This is a genomic window from Providencia sp. PROV175 (assembly GCF_032707045.1).
GTDB classification, from domain to species: domain Bacteria; phylum Pseudomonadota; class Gammaproteobacteria; order Enterobacterales; family Enterobacteriaceae; genus Providencia; species Providencia hangzhouensis.
The window spans coordinates 2,486,281-2,504,578 of sequence record NZ_CP120533.1; the positions used below are offsets into that span (position 1 = coordinate 2,486,281).

An 18,298-nucleotide genomic window follows, 5' to 3' on the forward strand; every position below is an offset into this window, starting at 1 on the left:
TTTTTCTTCTAGTTTTTCCTCTCTTCTTCTTGATATGCCATCCCTTGATTTTTTTTCTCTTTCGGTTCTATACCAATTCCTTGTTCGTGATATTCGCGGCTTATATCTTCCCAGAGTTCTGCATTTTCTATCCCAGCGACTTTCGGGTCAAACACCGGATCAACGCCTAGTTTTTCCTGCCGCTCAAAGTCACGCAGTGCTCGTAATGCAGGTTTTGACAGGAAAACGATGGCAATAAGATTAAGGTAACTCATACTACCGAACCCAATATCGCCAAGGCTCCACATTAAGCTAACTGACTGGACGCTTCCCATAAAAACAATAATCAGAAATACAAACTTAAGTATCAATTTCAAAATGGGGTAACGCAATTTTCTATCGAGATAAACAATCGTGGTTTCTGCAATATAGTAATAGGCCATCAAGGTTGTGAAAGCGAATAAAAATACGGCGATTGAGACAAATCCCGACCCTGCAGAAGTAAAGACTGTTGATACCGCCATTTGTGTCCATGCGGTCCCCGCGGCAACCCCGGGAACATATTCGACTAAGGCAGTCGCCGAACCATCTGGAAAAACGTTATACATATTGGTGACAAGGATCATCAAACCTGATGCTGTACACACAACGACAGTATCGATATAAATAGAAAACGCTTGAATTAACCCTTGTTTTACAGGGTGGCTTACCTCGGCCGCCGCAGAACTAAATGTGGCTTCACCCGCCCCTGCCACGTTGGAAAAAACGGCACGGCGCACACCCCATGAGACAGCCGTACCAACAATACCACCGAATACAGCGTCCATTCCCATCGCACTACGGAAAATTAAACTGAACATACCCGGCACTTGTTCGTAATGGCTACCCAAGATGATCACCATCATGACGATATATGCCAATGCCATAATTGGCACGATCTTGTCTGCTGCACTCGCAATACGTTTTACACCACCAAAGATTAACCATGCCATCAGCACTGTCACAATGCCGCCTGTCGCAATTGGGGGTAAGTTAAATGCAGTTTGAAAGGAATCAGCAATGGTATTGGCTTGAATACCCGGAACCAGTACTCCATAAGAAAGGCAAATAACCGCAGCCACTATAATAGCAAATGGCTTCAGTTTTAACCCTTTCTCGATATAGTAAGGGGAACCACCGCGATATTGGCCATCAGAGCGTTGCTTGTATATTTGCGCGAGTGTGGATTCGATAAATGCACTAGCTCCCCCCAATAGCCCCATGACAACCATCCAGAAGATTGCACCGGGGCCGCCTGCGGCAATGGCTGTCGCCACACCCGCAATATTACCTACCCCGACACGCCCTGACAATGCTAAACAGAATGCTTGGAAGGAGGAAATTCCTTCTTTTGACGCTTTATTTTCCTTTAACAAACATACCATTTTAATGAGATAGCGAAACTGTACACCGCGAGTCGCTAATGTAAAATAGAGCCCAACACCTAGCGATAACACCACTAATGCATTACCCCAGATGTAACCAACGATTGTATTAACGATGGCTTCCATTTTGTACTCCTTCGTTATTGTAATTGTTTATTTGTATTTGCAGGGTAAAAAAAAACCTGAGTCCACTAGGGGGCTCAGGCCAACGTTTTACTGATGGATAAACCAGATAACCTTCGTTTGAGTATATTGTTCAAATGCCTCTAACCCGTTGTCTTTACCGCCAAAACCTGATTGACGAAAACCACCAAACGGCGTTGTAATATTGCCCTCACTAAAGCCATTGACTGAAACAGTACCCGCATTAATACGCTGTGCAATTTGCATGGCTCGGTGAATATTTTGGCTATAAAATGAAGCCGCTAAGCCATATTGAGTGTCATTAGCTAAAGCAACAGCTTCATCATCAGTTTTAAACGATGTGACGGCTAAAATAGGGCCAAAAACTTCATGCTTAAATAGCGACATTTCAGGCGTGACTTCATCAAAAATTGTCGGTTCGATATACCATCCCGCCCCCAATTCATGATGAATTTTTCCACCCGCAACTAATTTTCCTCCCTCTTTTAACGTGATATCTAAAAAGGATTTTACTTTCTCAAAATGAGCCTGTTCGACCATTGGCCCAATTGAAATATCCTCATGCCTTGGGTCGCCGACTTGCCATTCTTTAACGGCGGCGGCAAGCTTCTCTAATAGTGTTTTTTTGATGCTTTCGTGCACAATTAAGCGAGAGCCACAGCTACAGTTTTCACTCATATTCCAAAAGGCAGCCGCCATAATATGCGGAATTGCCGCCTCAATATTGGCATCTTCAAACACCACTTGAGGGCTTTTTCCCCCACATTCGAGTACAATTTCTTTTAAGTTACTTTCTGCTGAATATTTTAAGAATAAACGCCCTACCTCTGTTGAACCGGTGAATGACACAACATCCACATCATGATGGCGGCCAAGAGCTTCCCCGACTTTTTCACCTAACCCACAAACTAAACTTAATGCGCCTTTAGGGACCCCTGCCTCATAGGCCAGTTCCACCATACGATAAGCACTTAATGAGGTTAATTCAGCAGGTTTCACAATCACCGAGTTGCCTACCGCGAGAGCAGGTGCCACTTTCCATGCAAACATCTGAGCAGGGAAATTCCACGGCAACACTGCACCAACCACGCCAATAGGCTCATGCACTATCAACCCCAATTCTTGATGGCTTGTTGGTGCAATTTTACCAAACAGTTTGTCAATCGCTTCGGCATACCAATAAAAGGTGTCAATCGTTGCGGGTAAATCCGTATTTAAGCATTCAGTGATAGGCTTACCTGCATCAATACAATCTAGCGCTGCAAGTTCTTCACTGTGTTTTTCAATGAGATTAGCCCATTTAAGCATGATAACTTTACGTTCTTGAGGCGATAATCCGCGCCATTCACCTTGATTAAATGTGTTACGCGCTACCTGTACCGCGGCATTAATATCGTTCGCATCACCGTCAGCAATAAAACCAATAACGCTATTATCGATTGGGGTACGGTTTTCTAATTTATTTTGCTGTTCTGGGTGCCCTGCAATTAAATTGCCCGCCCACAGTTTCCCTTGTTTTGCACATTCAAACACCTGCTGTTGGGTCATCGTCATATTTCCCCCTAGCGTTTAATTAATTTAATAAATTCATCACGTTCTTGAGACGCTAGATTTGACAGAGGCAAACGAACCGGGCCAACATTGAACGTTCCATTCAAGCAACCCGCCTTGGCTTTTTGGTTATAGTTCCCTGACTCCATTGAGTAAATTGCAGGATAGATTTCAGTCATAATTTGCTTCGCTTGTTGCCAGTCACCCGCCTGCGCTGCATTAAAAATAGCAACTTGCTCTGCGGGGAATACGTTCCCCGCACCCGCTATCCAACTTTTCGAACCCCAAAAGAAGAAATCCACAGGTTGGTCATCACAGCCACAAATAACCTCGAAATTTTTGAATGGTGTTTGTAATAGATGCAATGCTCGGCTAAAGCTACCGCTGCTTTCTTTGATGGCGACAATATTGTCAATTTCAGCTAACTTAATGACCGTTTCAATGTCGATTTCAATACCAATCCGAGCGGGAAAATTGTACATAATAATGGGTAATGGTGTTGATTTTGCGACTTTTTCATAGTGGGCATACACCCCTTGCTGGTCCGGCAGACTATACGGCGGAGGCGATAACATTAACCCTTCATAACCGAGCTCTTGAGCTTGTTTCGCGCGTGCGATTGCCCCCTCGGTTGATAAGTCGTTAATGCCCGCAATTAATGTCACTCGCCCTTTTGCAATCTTGCAAACGGTAGATAACACGGTTTTACGTTCATCTTCATTTAATGCGTAATATTCCCCTGTTGTCCCACAAACCACTAAACCGGTAACACCTCGCTCAATAAGTTTTTCAGTTAATTCAGCAAGTGCACTGATATTTAGTGTTAAATCATCATGAAACGGGGTCACTAAAGGAACAAGAATGCCATGGAAATTCATTTGAATTCTCCTCAAAATTAAAGAAATCGTTCAATGGAAAAAGGGGTACAGTCGATGCTTGTCGGCTGCTGATGAATAAAACTATTCACAATATCTGCGGTGATCGCCGCTTGGGTTAACCCCAAGTGTTGGTGACCAAATGCAAAAATATAGGGACCTTTGTGGTCTAAAACTGGCAATGAGTCTGATGTGGATGGGCGAAACCCCATCCATGATGTCGATTGTTGGCTGTTTAATGTTTCCTTGAGCATTGGTTGTGCTAACGGAAGAAAATGTTGAGCACGCTGCATATTTGCGGGGCGCTTTAGCCCTGCGTATTCCACGGTTCCTGCAAGGCGTAACCCTTGAGACATTGGCGTCATAATAAAACGCCTATCCATACTTGATACTGGTATTGATAAACGGCCTAATTCATTCGGCAACATCAAGTGATAACCACGCTCTGTTTCAAGTGGCACTTTGATGCGGCTGACCATTTTGACTAACGATTTAGAGAATGCGCCACCCGCAATAACAATTTTTTGTCCTGTGAACTGCCCTTGGGTCGTTGTCAATACTACTTGTTGATTCGATGTTGATGTAATTTCTGTTACTTCACAGTGGGTTAATACTTGCCCACCCGCTTGTAAAAACGCCTCGGTCAACTTTTGGTGTAATGCACATAAATCCACAACATGGCCTGTATCTGGATAAAAAATGCCCCCGATTTGGCTTTCAGATAAAGCAGGTTCGCGTGTGAGTAGCGCATTTTGACCAATCAATTGATTTGTCACACCAATACTTTGTAGGTACTCACTGTGATGACTTAACTTATCGAGAGTTTCTTTTTTCTCAGCCACCAACAGTGACCCCTTCATTTTGACAAGGTCACTTAATTGCCATTTTTGAATAAATGCTTGCCATGAATCAAAAGCGGCACTATTTAATGTCGTCAAAGTGTGATGAATATGGGTAAAAGGCTTATGGCGCATATTACCCAATAATTTTATTAACCAAGGGGTTAAGGGTAATAGATAACGCCAATCCAAGCGCAAAGGCCCTAATGGGTCAAGTAGCATTTTTGGAAGTGATTTTAAGACACTCGGGTCAGCAATCGGAAAAACTTGTTCTGTCGCAATATGCCCTGCGTTGCCAAATGAGGCGCCTTGGCCAATTTCATGTTTATCAAGCAACAATACGTTTGACCCATTAGCTTGAACTGTCAGCGCAATACTCAGGCCAATAATACCGCCACCCACTACAATCACTGGATATTTGCGTTCCATTTCATTCCCCTATGCCACCGAAATTCCAAACCTAAATGGGTCTTGTTCATCTATCAATAAGGTATTTTTCCCACTGATATAGGCATGTCCGCGAATAGTAGGAATAATGCCGTTTTCATCTGCCTGCTGAAAACTGGCTTGAAATTGGCTACCAATAACACTGGCTTGATGCCAAATTTCACCAGCTGCCAGCTTTTTATCTGCCGCTAAGCAGGCAAGTTTGGCGCTAGTCCCTGTTCCACAAGGCGAGCGGTCATAAGCGCCACCAGGGCACAAAACAAAACTTTGGCTATTAGCATTGGGGTGTGAACCGAATAATTCGATATGGTCAATTTCTTGGTCATCTTTACCGTAGATACCTTGATCAGCTAAGGCTTGTTTAATCTTTAAGCTGACTTCTGTCAGTAATTTAATATTTTGGTAATCAATGGCGACTGGTGACTGTTCAACAAGAAAAAACCAATTTCCGCCCCAAGCAATATCCCCAGTAATGGGGCCGAGGTCTGGAACATTAACTTGTACCGCTTTGCGATAACGATATGAATAAACATTCTGAATGCTCACGCTACCATCTTGGTGTAGTTGCGCCGTCACATCTCCTACCGGAGTTTCAATAAGATGTTTGCCATAAGTGATATGACCGAGAAAATGCAACGAAGCCACTAAACCGATAGTGCCGTGGCCACACATTCCCAGATAACCTTGATTGTTAAAAAAAATCACACCTGCTGTTGCCGCTGGGTTTTGTGGTTTGCAGAGTAATGCGCCAACAAGAATGTCATTGCCACGTGGCTCTAAAATGGTGGTTTTACGCCATACATCATGTTGCTTGCGTAATTGCTCCAATCTCGATGCCATGCTTTGTTGCCCTAAATCAGGGAATCCATCAATGACTAGCCGAGTTGGCTCGCCTGCGGTATGGGAATCGATAACTTCAATTTTGGTATATTGAGATTGCATCAGCTAGCATCCTATTTATTATCATTGTTAATAGAATGCTTGATTTTTGTTAACAACTCTTGATATCTTTCTAACAAACTTATGCGGTTTTCTGCACAATCTCAAAATATTTAACAGAATTAGTAAGATTAATTTAATATTTCGGAGCGCAGCATGATCAATCTAAATAAATTGCTATTGATTAGTCAGGAAAATATGCTGTTTCCCGTTGATAATATTGACGTTTTATTAAATCATTTAGGTTTAATTATGCCTCTAATTAATACCTTGCCTAATGTGACTTTTTTTATAAAAGACCATAATGCAAAGTATTTATTGGCTAATGATAATCTAGCTACTCGTTGTAAAATCGACAGTGTTAATCATCTCGTTGGTAAAGGCGCTGAGGATATTTTTCATTCGGAACTCGGCCAAACTTATAGTTCTCAGGACTATTTAGTGATGGAAAAGAAAATTAGCGTCATTAATAAACTAGAGCTTCACCTGTATAAAGCGGGTTTGTTGGGATGGTGCTTAACGACTAAGGTTCCTATTTTTAATACACGTAACCAGGTTATTGGGGTTGCAGGAATTTCAGTGGATTTACAAGATGTAAAATCTGTCAGTCCTAAGCTGAACAACCAGCTTAGCCGTGTTGAACGCCATATTAGTGAACATTTTGATACCGCTATAAAAATGACAACTCTTGCTGAAATATCTGGCCTCTCCCTTTCCCAATTAAACCGCCAGTTTAAAGCTATTTTTTTGATAACCCCTCAGCAATATATTCAAAAAATGCGGCTTGAACATGCTATTGAACTGCTCGAAGATGATTTTTCAATCACTGAGATTTCCAGTAAATGTGCCTACGCTGATCACAGCGCTTTTTGCCGTAAATTCAAAGAAATGACCACAATGACACCCAGCCAATTTAAACGAATGCGTTCAAGAATCGATAAACAAAAGATATTGACGTGATCGGGTATCATATTGCTAATCTGTTTTCCTCAACGTGAATAAATCCATTCCATTTAATTTCATTAAATGTTTTTAGTTAATTATTCAAATTGTTAGAATAATTTTTTTACTAAAATAACACGGCTATATTCCTTGGTTATTTTCTAACTTAAGATAGCTCTTATTGCAGACATCAATCAATCGGGTATTGATATATCCCAAAGCTGCATCATTGTGCAGTGACGAGAAAGGAACACTCAATGACCATTTACGATCTGAAACCTAAATTTCAAGATCTGCTTCGTCCAATTGTTCATAAGTTATTTAGTGTGGGAGTTACCGCCAACCAAGTCACCTTGGCGGCTTTACTTTTATCCGTGATCAGCGGAATGCTATTACTGTTCATTCCAAATCCGCACCTGTTTATTTTATTACCTTTCGTTCTGTTTATTCGTATGGCACTCAATGCGATTGATGGCATGTTAGCAAGAGAACACAACCAGAAAAGCCATCTGGGTGCAATATTAAATGAGCTTGGTGATGTCATTTCAGATGTCGCACTCTACTCACCATTTGCCGTTATTTTCCCTCAAGCATTTTGGCTTATTTTATTAATTCTATTTCTTGCGCTACTCACTGAGTTTATTGGCGTTATCGCTCAATCAATTGGTGCATCTCGGCGCTATGACGGCCCTATTGGTAAAAGTGATCGAGCCTTTATTTTTGGTACGCTAGGACTGCTCGTTAGCATTTTTCCACAGATTATCTTTTCTAGTTGGGTAAATTATCTGTTTATCCTTTTAACTTTGTTGCTGTTTTATACTTGCTATAACCGTATTCGCCGTGCTCTTTGTGAATTATCTACATCGGCGAATAATAATTAAGGAAGAATTATGAACGTTCAGACAGATTATCTGACGCAACGTCCCGTTATTGAGTCCCAATTTACCACCAGTGACCATACTTCTCTTTTTTATCGACATTGGCCAACAGAAACGCCGACCAACAAAGCGATTATTTTATTTCATCGAGGCCATGAACATTCCGGCCGAGTCGCCCATTTAGTCGATGAACTCAATTTACCTGACTATGCTATGTTTGCATGGGATGCCCGTGGCCATGGTAGAAATGATGGCCCTCGAGGTTATAGCCCTTCACTAAGCACATCCATCAATGATGTCGATGAGTTTGTGCGTTACATTTCCGCTGAATATAATATTCCGTTAGAAAATATCATTGTCATTGGGCAAAGTGTTGGTGCCGTTCTTGTCTCCGCTTGGGTTCATGACTACGCCCCCAAAATTCGAGGGATGGTACTCGCCTCCCCTGCATTTAAAGTTAAATTGTATGTTCCATTTGCCCGAACAGGGCTTGCTTTAATGCAAAAGGCTCGAGGCTTGTTCTATGTAAATTCGTATGTTAAAGCTAAATTTCTCACTCACGATGCACAACGAATTGATTCGTTTAATCGCGACCCATTGATCACTCGCCCTATTGCCGTCAATATTTTACTTGAGCTGTATAAAACGGCTGATCGCATCGTTGCTGATGCGGGTGCAATTACTTTGCCCACTCAACTATTTATTTCGGGTAGCGACCACGTTGTTCACCACCAGCCTCAACATCAGTTTTTTGAAAAATTAAACACCCCAATAAAAGAAAAGCATATATTACCCGGTTTTTATCATGACACTTTAGGTGAAAAAGAACGCCATATCCCACTTGAGAAAATCCGTGAGTTTATTGGCAAATTATTCGCCTTACCGTGCTACCAACATAATTATCAATATGAAGATACGTGGAGTGTCAGCGCTGAAAAATATCGTTCACTCATGACACCATTACCTAAATGGTGTCCCAAAAATCTTGCTTATAAAATTATGAGCAAATCAATGAGCACACTTGGCAAAGCTTCTGAAGGTATTCGTATTGGTTATGATAAAGGGTTTGATTCAGGTTCGACCCTTGATTACGTATACCGCGATAAAGCGCAGGGGAAAGGCTTGTTTGGCCGTGTGATTGATAGGCAATATCTCAACAGTATTGGCTGGCAAGGAATACGCCAACGCAAAGTGAATATTGAAAATATTATTCGGCAGGCTATTCGTGACCTAACAGAGAAAGGGACGCCCGTGCGAATTATGGATATTGCCGCAGGCCAAGCTCGTTATATTTTTGATGCGATTAATGACTATGGAAAAGTCGAGTCCGTCCTGCTAAGAGACTATAGCCCTATCAATGTTGAGCAAGGGCGATTACATATAAAAGAACGTTACCTTGAAGACAAAATCCAATTTACTGAAGGTAATGCTTTTGATGCCGATGATCTAGCTGCGGTTTCACCATCACCAACAATTGGCATCGTCAGTGGTTTGTATGAGCTGTTCCCCAATAATGAAATGATAAAGGCTTCATTAAATGGGCTTTCTCGGGCAATTCCATCTGGCGGGCTATTAATTTATACCTGTCAACCATGGCACCCTCAAGTTGAAATGATTGCCCGGGTACTCCCAAGCCACCAAGGTGGGCAAGCATGGGTTATGCGTTGCCGTAGCCAAGGCGAAATGGATGCTTTAGTTGAAGAAGCGGGCTTTGAAAAACTAAACCAATCAATTGATAACTGGGGCATATTCAGCGTATCTATAGCTAGACGGCGTTAATCTAGTTATCCTCCAGAGTGATTGGTGACACATTATTGCCATCAATCACTTACTTCAACTTTAGATGATAGCCGTTGTTTATTGTTAGCAAAGCACCTATGCTGCTTAGCGTTATTTGTTTTCCCAATCATTTACTAATATCACCACCAGTTCGTTGACATTTAAGGAATAGGATAAAGGATGATAACTGCAACCCGCGAACCTCAACAGGTTGTACCTCGACGCAAAATAATACTTTCTGGTTTGCTATGGTTAGTTTTTCTAGCACCTTTTTTCTTCTTAACTTATGGCCAAGTCAATACCTATACCGCAACGTTAGACCAGGTTCCCTCTCTCGTTTTTTCTTGGGAAACACATATCCCATTTCTTCCTTGGACTATCATTCCCTATTGGAGCATTGACTTATTCTATGGGTTATCATTATTTATTTGCACGACCCGTAAAGAACAAACCATTCACGGCTTACGGCTGATCACGGCTTCTCTTGTTGCTTGTATTGGTTTTTTGCTATTTCCACTAAAGTTTAGTTTCCCTCGACCAAGCACTGATGGCCTATTTGGCTGGATGTTTAACAACCTAGAGCTATTTGATCTCCCCTTTAACCAAGCCCCTTCATTACATATTATTTTATTGTGGATCCTATGGTTACGTTTTCGAGCACATACACCAACAAAATGGCGCTGGTTGCTTCATAGTTGGTCTGTTTTAATTTTAATTTCAGTTCTAACCACATGGCAACACCACTTTATTGATGTCATCACTGGCTTTGTCGTTGGCCTATTAATTAGCTATTTACTTCCTATACAAACCCATTGGCAATGGCATTACACAGGTTCTCCTCGCAGTTTTAAAATGAGTAAAAACTATGGAACCAGTTCTCTTGCTTGTTTAATTCTTGCTTTTACCTTCCAAGGGTTCGCTTGGTTACTATTATGGCCTGCTATTGCCCTCTTTTTTATTACCCTTGGCTACTTAGGAGCCGGAGCCAGCGTTTTCCAAAAAACACCGGAAGGTAATATTTCCCCTTCAGCTGCTATTTTATTACTGCCATACCGGCTGATTGCTTGGGGAACCTATCATTACTTCGCTAAGCACTGCGCACAACCCAGTATTGTCAGTAAACATATTGTTTTGGGAGGGCGCCCGCTTTACGCTTTGCAAACTCAAGCTGTTCTAGATATGACTTGCGAATGGCCTCGCAATTCTTACAGTAAAGGGCTGAAATATTGTAGCCAACCGCAAATTGATTTGTTACCTCTAAGCGCGGAAGATATCGAAAAGTCAATCCATACTATGGATGAGTTGGTAAAACACGGTGCGGTATATATTCATTGCAAATTAGGTTACTCACGAAGTGCGACTGTGGCTGTTGCATGGCTGGTACATCATGGTGATGCTAAAAATATAGAAAGGGCCGTAGTATTAGTTGAGCAAACTCGCCCACAAGTGATTTTAAATACAGCAACGATAGAGCAGCTGAATTATTGGTATACCCATTACCACCTAAACCGAGTGAAAAAATGAATACATTGATGAATAAACAACAAGGTGAAGTCATCACTATTTTGACTCATAGTTGGCGTTATTTCGCTGTAGGGTCTGTATTAGCATTATTTTGCCAATTAAGTTTATTTTTGGATTCTAATTACCCTAAATATATTTTATTCGTCAATGTAATTATATATATAATTTGCCAATATTATATATATCGCCTATGGCTAGATAACCATTTCTTTAAAATTATCTACACACATAATGAAACAGAACATTTTGATAACGCTTTAAATTTTTTATTTCCAAGCAAAATCAAACATCATACGATGCAGCAAAGGTGGTCTGGGACTAAACGTCTTTTCATACGTGCTATTGGGCTAGTACTACTGCAATGGATAGGATTATTGGTAGCAATCATAACAATTTAGCCATTATACGTGTTGACTAATTATTTATTTATAATGATTTATAATTACTACTTAAAAAATAAAATTACGCTTACATCATTCACATATATAGTCTAAAAAAGAAAAATAGCCATATAAAATGTACTCTAACTATTTTTCTTTATAATATAACGGTTTTTTACTTTTGTTACTGAAAACGTTATGATAATTGCAGATTCATTGATACATAACAGATTTTTTTTAGATTGCTAAGCGTATCCTTATAGGTACATCTTTCGTTTATTTTTCACCCTGTTATTTGGTAGGGTATAATGAGTACAAAAAAAATTAATAGGTTGCGCCCTTTTAGTGCGCTAATAGATTCTTGTTGGAAAGAAAAATATACGGCTACCCGCTTTATTAAGGATTTAATCGCGGGTATTACCGTGGGTATTATCGCTATCCCCCTCGCAATGGCTTTGGCTATCGCTAGCGGTGTTCCGCCTCAATATGGGCTTTATACTGCCGCGATTGCTGGGATCGTCATCGCGGTAACTGGTGGGTCACGCTATAGCGTTTCAGGCCCCACAGCGGCTTTTGTGGTGATCCTCTATCCTGTCTCTCAACAATTTGGGTTAAGTGGGTTATTAGTCGCCACATTGATGTCAGGTGTTATACTTCTTGCGATGGGGTTTGCTCGCTTTGGTAAGTTTATTGAATACATACCCGTTTCTGTCACCTTAGGCTTTACTTCGGGAATTGCTATCACCATTGCTACCATGCAAATTAAAGATTTCTTTGGCTTGCAAATGGCGCATGTCCCAGAAAACTATGTTGATAAGCTCATTGCTATTGGCAATACCTTCCCCACTTTTCAGTACAGTGACACACTAATTGGTCTTTCAACCCTTTTGGTGCTTATCTTCTGGCCTAAACTAAAATTAAAACTTCCCGGCCATTTGCCAGCCCTTATTGTCGGGACTTTCGTCATGTGGGTACTTTCATTATTTGGTATGGAAGTCGCGACTATCGGTTCTGAATTTAGCTATTTATTGCCTGATGGTACTGAAGGTAATGGTATTCCCCCTATCCTACCGCAGTTTATTTTGCCATGGGAACTCCCCGGAAGTGCGCCAATCAACTGGGCGATGATCACCGCATTAATGCCTGCAGCATTTTCTATGGCGGTACTTGGCGCAATTGAGTCACTGTTATGTGCTGTAGTATTGGACAACATGACAGGAACCAAGCACCATTCCAATAGTGAACTTATTGGCCAAGGTGTGGGGAACATTGCGGCGCCTTTTTTTGGTGGGATCACAGCAACCGCTGCAATAGCACGCTCTGCAGCTAACGTCCGTGCAGGTGCTACATCCCCCATTTCTGCGATTATTCACTCAATACTGGTGATACTTACATTATTAGTTCTTGCACCAATGCTCTCTTATCTGCCATTAGCCGCAATGTCTGCATTACTATTGATTGTGGCTTGGAACATGAGTGCTGCGGGCAAAGTCGTTTACCTGATTAAACGTGCGCCAAAAGATGACATTATTGTATTAGTACTATGTATGTCTCTAACTGTTCTATTTGATATGGTTATTGCTATCACTGTCGGGATTGTTCTCGCGTCGTTATTGTTCATGCGGCGTATTGCCAATATGACCCGTTCAACACAACTCGCGGAAACAGACGAAGAGCGAAGCCGCTTAGTCGTAAGAATAAATGGCCCATTATTTTTCGCAGCTGCTGAACGTATTTTTGATGAATTGCGCGTCAAAAGCGCAGGTTATGAAACCATTATTATGCAATGGGACGCAGTGCCGGTTTTAGATGCAGGTGGTTTAGAAGCTTTCGAAAAATTCATAGATGCCGTACGCAAAGATACCCATGTCTTAGTTTGTGACATTCCGTTCCAGCCATTAAAAACTTTGGCAAGAGCGAAAGTGACACCTATTGAAGGCGTATTGAGCTTTTATAATTCAATGGATCATGCACTTGAAGCCGTTAAAGCTATCGAACAGGCAGGTTCTATCGACACAGAAAAACCAACAACAACGCCTTAACTTAGGTATCAAAGCAAACCGCCATGCTATTTCACATGGCGGTTTAGCTATCACTCACTAAAACAAAACATCTCATTCCCTGTATTTTTTCCTTTTTCGCAGGCTATTTCCCTTAATTTTTTTGCTTTAACTTGGTCGATGGTCACCGTTCCTGTGTTATCTTCAGAAAATCTAAACGCAGCCATCCACTCTGCATAGCCTGGATAAGTCATCTCATTTGCTTTATCAAACCATTGCTGTGCTTGCTTTTCGTCTTTTGCAACGCCTTTGCCATCTAAATAAATAACACCAAGCAAAATTGGAGCAATAAAATAATCCGGGTTATTTAACGCATTAACTTCATTAAGAAGTTCTATAGATTGTTGATAATCCGTTTTGCCTGCAATTGGGTTTATCAATGACTCTGCCAAACTGATTTTTCCTCGCGTACTGCCCATTTCAACCGCTTTTGTCGCGTATTTACGGGCATCAGCCAATTCCTGCGAAAAGTAACTATCACTTAATAGATTGATATCCGCCAATAATGCATAACCATCCGCATTACCGTTTTTTGCCGCTTCATTTGCCCATAAACGCGCACTATTAAAATTTTGTAGGACACCTAAACCGGAAAAATACATTTGAGCAAGTTGGTACTGAGCAAGGGCATCTTTCTTGACTGCTTTTTGGTGAGTTTGTACAAATTTTTGTTTATCTCCAGGAGTAATATCAAGTTGAGCGGCAGCTTGAAAAGAAAACGTAATTAAAGATGAAACGATAATAGCTTTATAAAAATTTGATTTCATAGTTGTTCTCATTAAAGAAGTCAAAGCGCGGAGCCTTGCCCTCCCCATTTTAAGAAATATTGATATAAATTATTCATTCCCACCCAATGATTTTCACACCAGTTCGGGGCGAGCAAAGTTGGCTTTCTTGCACTTGCACTGATACGGTGGTAGACAATGTCAGTTGGAGTATGGCGTACCATTTCACCAGCAGTTTGGGTATATTCATCAAGAGAAAGCGTTGCCAAGCGCCCTGTTCGCCAACTTTTGGCCATCACACTGCCTTCAACAATATGTAACGGATGTAATTTGATACCATCCGTTCCGCATTCAAGCACTTTATCAAGTGTTTCCATGTTCATTTGGCCATTTTCCCCGGGTAATCCACAAATCAAATGCGTACAAACTTTTAATCCAAGGCTACGGGCTTTTTGCGTTGTCTGTCGGTATGCATCAAAACCATGTCCACGATTAATACGATGTAGCGTTTTATCATGAGCACTTTGTAAACCTAGCTCAAGCCATATTTCATAGCCTTTCTGTTGATACTGGCCTAACAAAGACAAAACGGATTCAGGGGCACAGTCAGGGCGAGTTCCTACGCATAAACCAACAATATCGGCTTGCAGTAAGGCTTCTTCATAAAGTTGTTTTAATAGGCTCACTTCGGCATAAGTGCTGGTATAGGCTTGAAAATAAGCTAAATAACGTTTTGCGCGGGAAATTCGGGTGATCTGTTGGTGAATTTGTTCACTAATAGTTTGAGATGACTGACTTTCATCAGCAAAAGAGGCCACATTACAAAAAGTGCAGCCTCCTCGCCCAAGGGTGCCATCACGGTTCGGGCAATTAAAGCCACCATGTAAGGTGATTTTATAGATTTTTTCACCATATCGGCGCTGTAAATCAGCGCCGAACATAGAAACGACTTCAGTGAGTTGCATAAACCGCCTAACTTAGCGACTTGTATCTAACTCTGGGAAGCTTTTTACAACTTCGTCAATTGCTTTCATTTGTTTCAGGAATGGCTCCAGCTTATCTAATGGCAGTGCTGATGGGCCATCGCAACGTGCGTTGTCTGGGTCTGGATGCGCTTCAAGGAATAAACCTGCTATTCCAACCGCCATTCCAGCTCTTGCCAACTCAGCAACTTGGCCACGACGGCCACCAGATGCTGCACCGAACGGGTCGCGGCATTGCAGTGCATGGGTTACGTCGAAAATGACAGGACAGCCTTTTGATGCTTGGACCATGACATTAAAGCCAAGCATATCAACCACTAGATTGTCATAACCAAAGTTCGCACCGCGGTCGCAAAGAATAATTTTATCATTACCGCCTTCGATAAATTTCTCGACGATATTCCCCATTTGCCCTGGGCTGATAAACTGTGGTTTTTTAATATTAATTACTGCATCTGTTTTAGCCATTGCCGCAACTAAATCTGTTTGGCGTGCTAAGAACGCAGGTAATTGGATAACATCAACGACTTCAGCAACAGGGGCGGCCTGTGCTGGCTCATGAACATCAGTAATGATTTTTACGCCAAATGTTTGTTTCAACTCTTGGAATATTTTCATTCCTTCTTCAAGACCAGGGCCACGATAAGAGTGGATTGATGAGCGATTTGCTTTATCAAATGACGCTTTAAAAACATAAGGAATTCCCAGCTTTTGTGTCACCGTGACATAATGCTCACACACTTTCATCGCCATATCGCGGGATTCTAATACATTCATTCCACCAAATAACACAAACGGCAAGTCGTTCGCGACATTGATATCACCAATATTGACTACTTTCTGTTGCATACTCTTACCTTAAATATGTAATTATATCTTAAGTCATTGTTTTAAATGAACTGCAATCATAACACTTTTAAATTAGGTACAATTTAGGTACAAGAAAAACGAAACCGTTAAAATCGATGTTTCTATTCTAAGCCGTGCATGCCAAGTTAGTACATTGCTATATTTGGGATGGTAAGTCCAATCATTGCAGATAATGAAACACCAACCAGAAATAACCCTGCCCGTCTTTTCAGGACTCCGTTTCAAACGGATCAATAGCAACCGAAAAATATTTTTATAGGTTGCTATCTTTAAGGTATGTGGTTAATTAGAGAACAGAGATAAATATACGCCAACAAATGAGAATTGCTTATTTTTAATACTATCTAGTTCAGATTATATCCAGTAATACGAGAAGCTAATATTTCTTTCCAATATGATTCCCTTTCATATACATCTTCTTCACTAGAATTAATATCTAGAACTTCAAGTATTGCAAATTTTATATCATTTAATCTTTCTTCATTTGTAATGTTAAACTCTTCTTTCAGCCCCTTATTGCCTCCATGACCATTATCATAATATTGACACCAGCGCCCCCAAATTCCACTTTGCCCATCAGCTTTACCAACATACAAACGCCCCGTCTTGGTATCAGTTAAGACATAAATACCTTTCACAGATTTTAAAGCAAATTTCCAAGAACTTAAGTCATTTTCAATTATCTTACCTAGTTCGTTTCGCGTTAGGTTGATTGTCTTATAACTTTGAAATTTCTTAAATCCTATTTTTTGCGGTGTTATCTCATGTATGGCTAAATCTTCTGATAATGTTTTTGCTTCAGGATAAGAATTTCTAGCCTTGTATGCCGAATAAACATATAAACGCCCTTCATACTCACTTGTGGAGCTGACTTTCACCAAGTTATATTTATACTTTGTTTTTCCATTCTTTTCGTACGAATTACATCCATCGCTAATATACAAACCAGCAAAAAGCCACCTTCCAGAACGTCCTGCTTGTATAAGAGATATAACAAATTTACGTTCAAAATTTTTTCTCGTTTGGTATGACTGCCATTCGTCAAACTTAGATTCTATATATTGATCTAAAGGGTTATCTTTGCCATTCCATCTAGCTAAATGAACCTTTGTTTTACTTACTTCAAATTCAGGGTATAGCAGTTTTACATACTGAAATAATTGCATATTATAACCTTATGTCTAGTTACGAAATTAGCAACTTACTTTATACAAGAAAGTGATTTGTTAATATTTATAAAACGCAATATCTAGTATTGTTCTATAATTTAGACCAAACATCCCATTGATAATGCTCTATATCAATATTGCTGTCTTTTGTAGCTACTCCATTTTGCATCAGTGGGGGATTTTCTTTAATGCTTTTTAATGACTCTCCTTTATCTAGCCTTTCCCATATCTGAAATCTCGCCGATTTTCTTACCGTAGGGGATTTAATGCTCCCTCTAATCACTCCAGTTTTAAACATATTTTCTCCAAAAGTAACCAGTACAAACCTAATAATTAACTATCTGCGCCCCTGTTAGCTGATAACCATTAAACCATTCATAGCGACCTGTCGCGGTTACTTTATTTCCTTTCTGGCAGGTCATTAGCTCCAGCGCGTTAATATCGAATGCTACTATCTTTAATGGGTACGAGCTACGCTTGTCGCTCTCGGCCTGAATAGTCATTGTGGCCATAACTTTACCTGTGGCTGTTTTAACTCGCTCAGGGGCTTTGATTACCATTCCTGACGTGGTGATCCTGATTGATTTTGCTTTTCTCATTTCTGGTTTATTCATCTTGATACCATCACAATATAAGCTAGTGGTTAAAATATAATGCTAGTAGGACTCTGGAAGATCGGATAATAATTCTAATTTCTAGGGGTGATCTAAACGTTAATTTATCCATGATGATACGGGATTATCCCGTATGTATCTATAAGCTATTGATTATGCTTAATTCCGTTAAATCG

The 18,298-nt window shown here is 40.7% G+C and carries 17 protein-coding genes; 6 read left to right on the forward strand and 11 right to left on the reverse strand.

Going from position 1 to position 18,298, the window contains the following annotated elements; all coding sequences use genetic code 11:
• Positions 1-8 precede the first annotated feature (8 nt).
• The 5 genes from P3L44_RS11065 to P3L44_RS11085 form a co-directional block, all read right to left on the reverse strand.
• Complete coding sequence (locus tag P3L44_RS11065; RefSeq protein WP_164560992.1) at positions 9-1,529, reverse strand: alanine/glycine:cation symporter family protein; 1,521 nt, start codon at positions 1,527-1,529, stop codon at positions 9-11.
• Positions 1,530-1,616: 87 nt separating this feature from the next.
• Entirely contained in the window at positions 1,617-3,101 is a 1,485-nt protein-coding gene (locus tag P3L44_RS11070; protein WP_272662285.1) for an aldehyde dehydrogenase, read from the reverse strand.
• Positions 3,102-3,109: 8 nt separating this feature from the next.
• Positions 3,110-3,976, reverse strand: a complete 867-nt coding sequence (gene dapA, locus P3L44_RS11075) for a 4-hydroxy-tetrahydrodipicolinate synthase (RefSeq protein WP_140172403.1) — start codon at positions 3,974-3,976, stop codon at positions 3,110-3,112.
• Between the two features lie 17 nt (positions 3,977-3,993).
• On the reverse strand, positions 3,994-5,241 hold the full coding sequence (locus P3L44_RS11080) for an NAD(P)/FAD-dependent oxidoreductase (protein WP_272662283.1): 1,248 nt from the start codon (positions 5,239-5,241) through the stop codon (positions 3,994-3,996).
• Between the two features lie 9 nt (positions 5,242-5,250).
• Positions 5,251-6,201 carry a 4-hydroxyproline epimerase gene (locus P3L44_RS11085; protein ID WP_094962523.1) on the reverse strand — a complete coding sequence of 317 codons (951 nt, stop codon included), beginning with the start codon at positions 6,199-6,201 and terminating at the stop codon, positions 5,251-5,253.
• 153 nt (positions 6,202-6,354) lie between these two features.
• Between P3L44_RS11085 and P3L44_RS11090 the strand changes: the two genes are divergently transcribed.
• The 6 genes from P3L44_RS11090 (at position 6,355) to dauA (ending at position 13,743) form a co-directional block, all read left to right on the forward strand.
• Positions 6,355-7,158: a helix-turn-helix domain-containing protein gene (locus P3L44_RS11090; protein ID WP_140172401.1), complete on the forward strand. Its 804-nt coding sequence runs from the start codon at positions 6,355-6,357 to the stop codon at positions 7,156-7,158.
• 239 nt (positions 7,159-7,397) lie between these two features.
• Entirely contained in the window at positions 7,398-8,021 is a 624-nt protein-coding gene (locus tag P3L44_RS11095) for a CDP-alcohol phosphatidyltransferase family protein (RefSeq protein ID WP_140172400.1), read from the forward strand.
• Positions 8,022-8,030: 9 nt separating this feature from the next.
• Positions 8,031-9,797 (forward strand): bifunctional alpha/beta hydrolase/class I SAM-dependent methyltransferase, encoded by a 1,767-nt coding sequence (locus tag P3L44_RS11100; RefSeq protein WP_272662281.1) that lies wholly within the window; start codon positions 8,031-8,033, stop codon positions 9,795-9,797.
• Between the two features lie 180 nt (positions 9,798-9,977).
• On the forward strand, positions 9,978-11,321 hold the full coding sequence (locus P3L44_RS11105; protein ID WP_272662279.1) for a phosphatase PAP2/dual specificity phosphatase family protein: 1,344 nt from the start codon (positions 9,978-9,980) through the stop codon (positions 11,319-11,321).
• A gap of 8 nt (positions 11,322-11,329) precedes the next feature.
• Positions 11,330-11,719 (forward strand): hypothetical protein, encoded by a 390-nt coding sequence (locus P3L44_RS11110; RefSeq protein WP_272662277.1) that lies wholly within the window; start codon positions 11,330-11,332, stop codon positions 11,717-11,719.
• 290 nt (positions 11,720-12,009) lie between these two features.
• Positions 12,010-13,743 (forward strand): C4-dicarboxylic acid transporter DauA, encoded by a 1,734-nt coding sequence (gene dauA / locus P3L44_RS11115; protein ID WP_004255130.1) that lies wholly within the window; start codon positions 12,010-12,012, stop codon positions 13,741-13,743.
• Positions 13,744-13,793: 50 nt separating this feature from the next.
• On the opposite strand, the gene P3L44_RS11120 is transcribed toward dauA, so the two are convergent.
• The 6 genes from P3L44_RS11120 to P3L44_RS11145 all read right to left on the reverse strand — a co-directional run bounded on the left by P3L44_RS11120 (position 13,794) and on the right by P3L44_RS11145 (position 18,122).
• Complete coding sequence (locus tag P3L44_RS11120) at positions 13,794-14,528, reverse strand: tetratricopeptide repeat protein (protein ID WP_140172396.1); 735 nt, start codon at positions 14,526-14,528, stop codon at positions 13,794-13,796.
• Positions 14,529-14,548: 20 nt separating this feature from the next.
• Positions 14,549-15,451, reverse strand: a complete 903-nt coding sequence (locus tag P3L44_RS11125; protein ID WP_140172395.1) for a TIGR01212 family radical SAM protein — start codon at positions 15,449-15,451, stop codon at positions 14,549-14,551.
• A 12-nt stretch (positions 15,452-15,463) separates the two neighbouring features.
• Positions 15,464-16,318 carry a 3-deoxy-8-phosphooctulonate synthase gene (kdsA, locus tag P3L44_RS11130; protein ID WP_004255137.1) on the reverse strand — a complete coding sequence of 285 codons (855 nt, stop codon included), beginning with the start codon at positions 16,316-16,318 and terminating at the stop codon, positions 15,464-15,466.
• Positions 16,319-16,683: 365 nt separating this feature from the next.
• The gene (locus P3L44_RS11135) at positions 16,684-17,505 is read right to left on the reverse strand and encodes a GIY-YIG nuclease family protein (RefSeq protein ID WP_165880140.1); all 822 of its coding nucleotides are present in this window, start codon (positions 17,503-17,505) and stop codon (positions 16,684-16,686) included.
• 94 nt (positions 17,506-17,599) lie between these two features.
• Positions 17,600-17,806 carry a hypothetical protein gene (locus P3L44_RS11140; RefSeq protein ID WP_154632348.1) on the reverse strand — a complete coding sequence of 69 codons (207 nt, stop codon included), beginning with the start codon at positions 17,804-17,806 and terminating at the stop codon, positions 17,600-17,602.
• A 28-nt stretch (positions 17,807-17,834) separates the two neighbouring features.
• A complete protein-coding gene (locus P3L44_RS11145; protein ID WP_196731536.1) occupies positions 17,835-18,122 on the reverse strand; it encodes a hypothetical protein in 288 nt (95 codons plus the stop codon).
• Between the last annotated feature and the right edge of the window lie 176 nt (positions 18,123-18,298).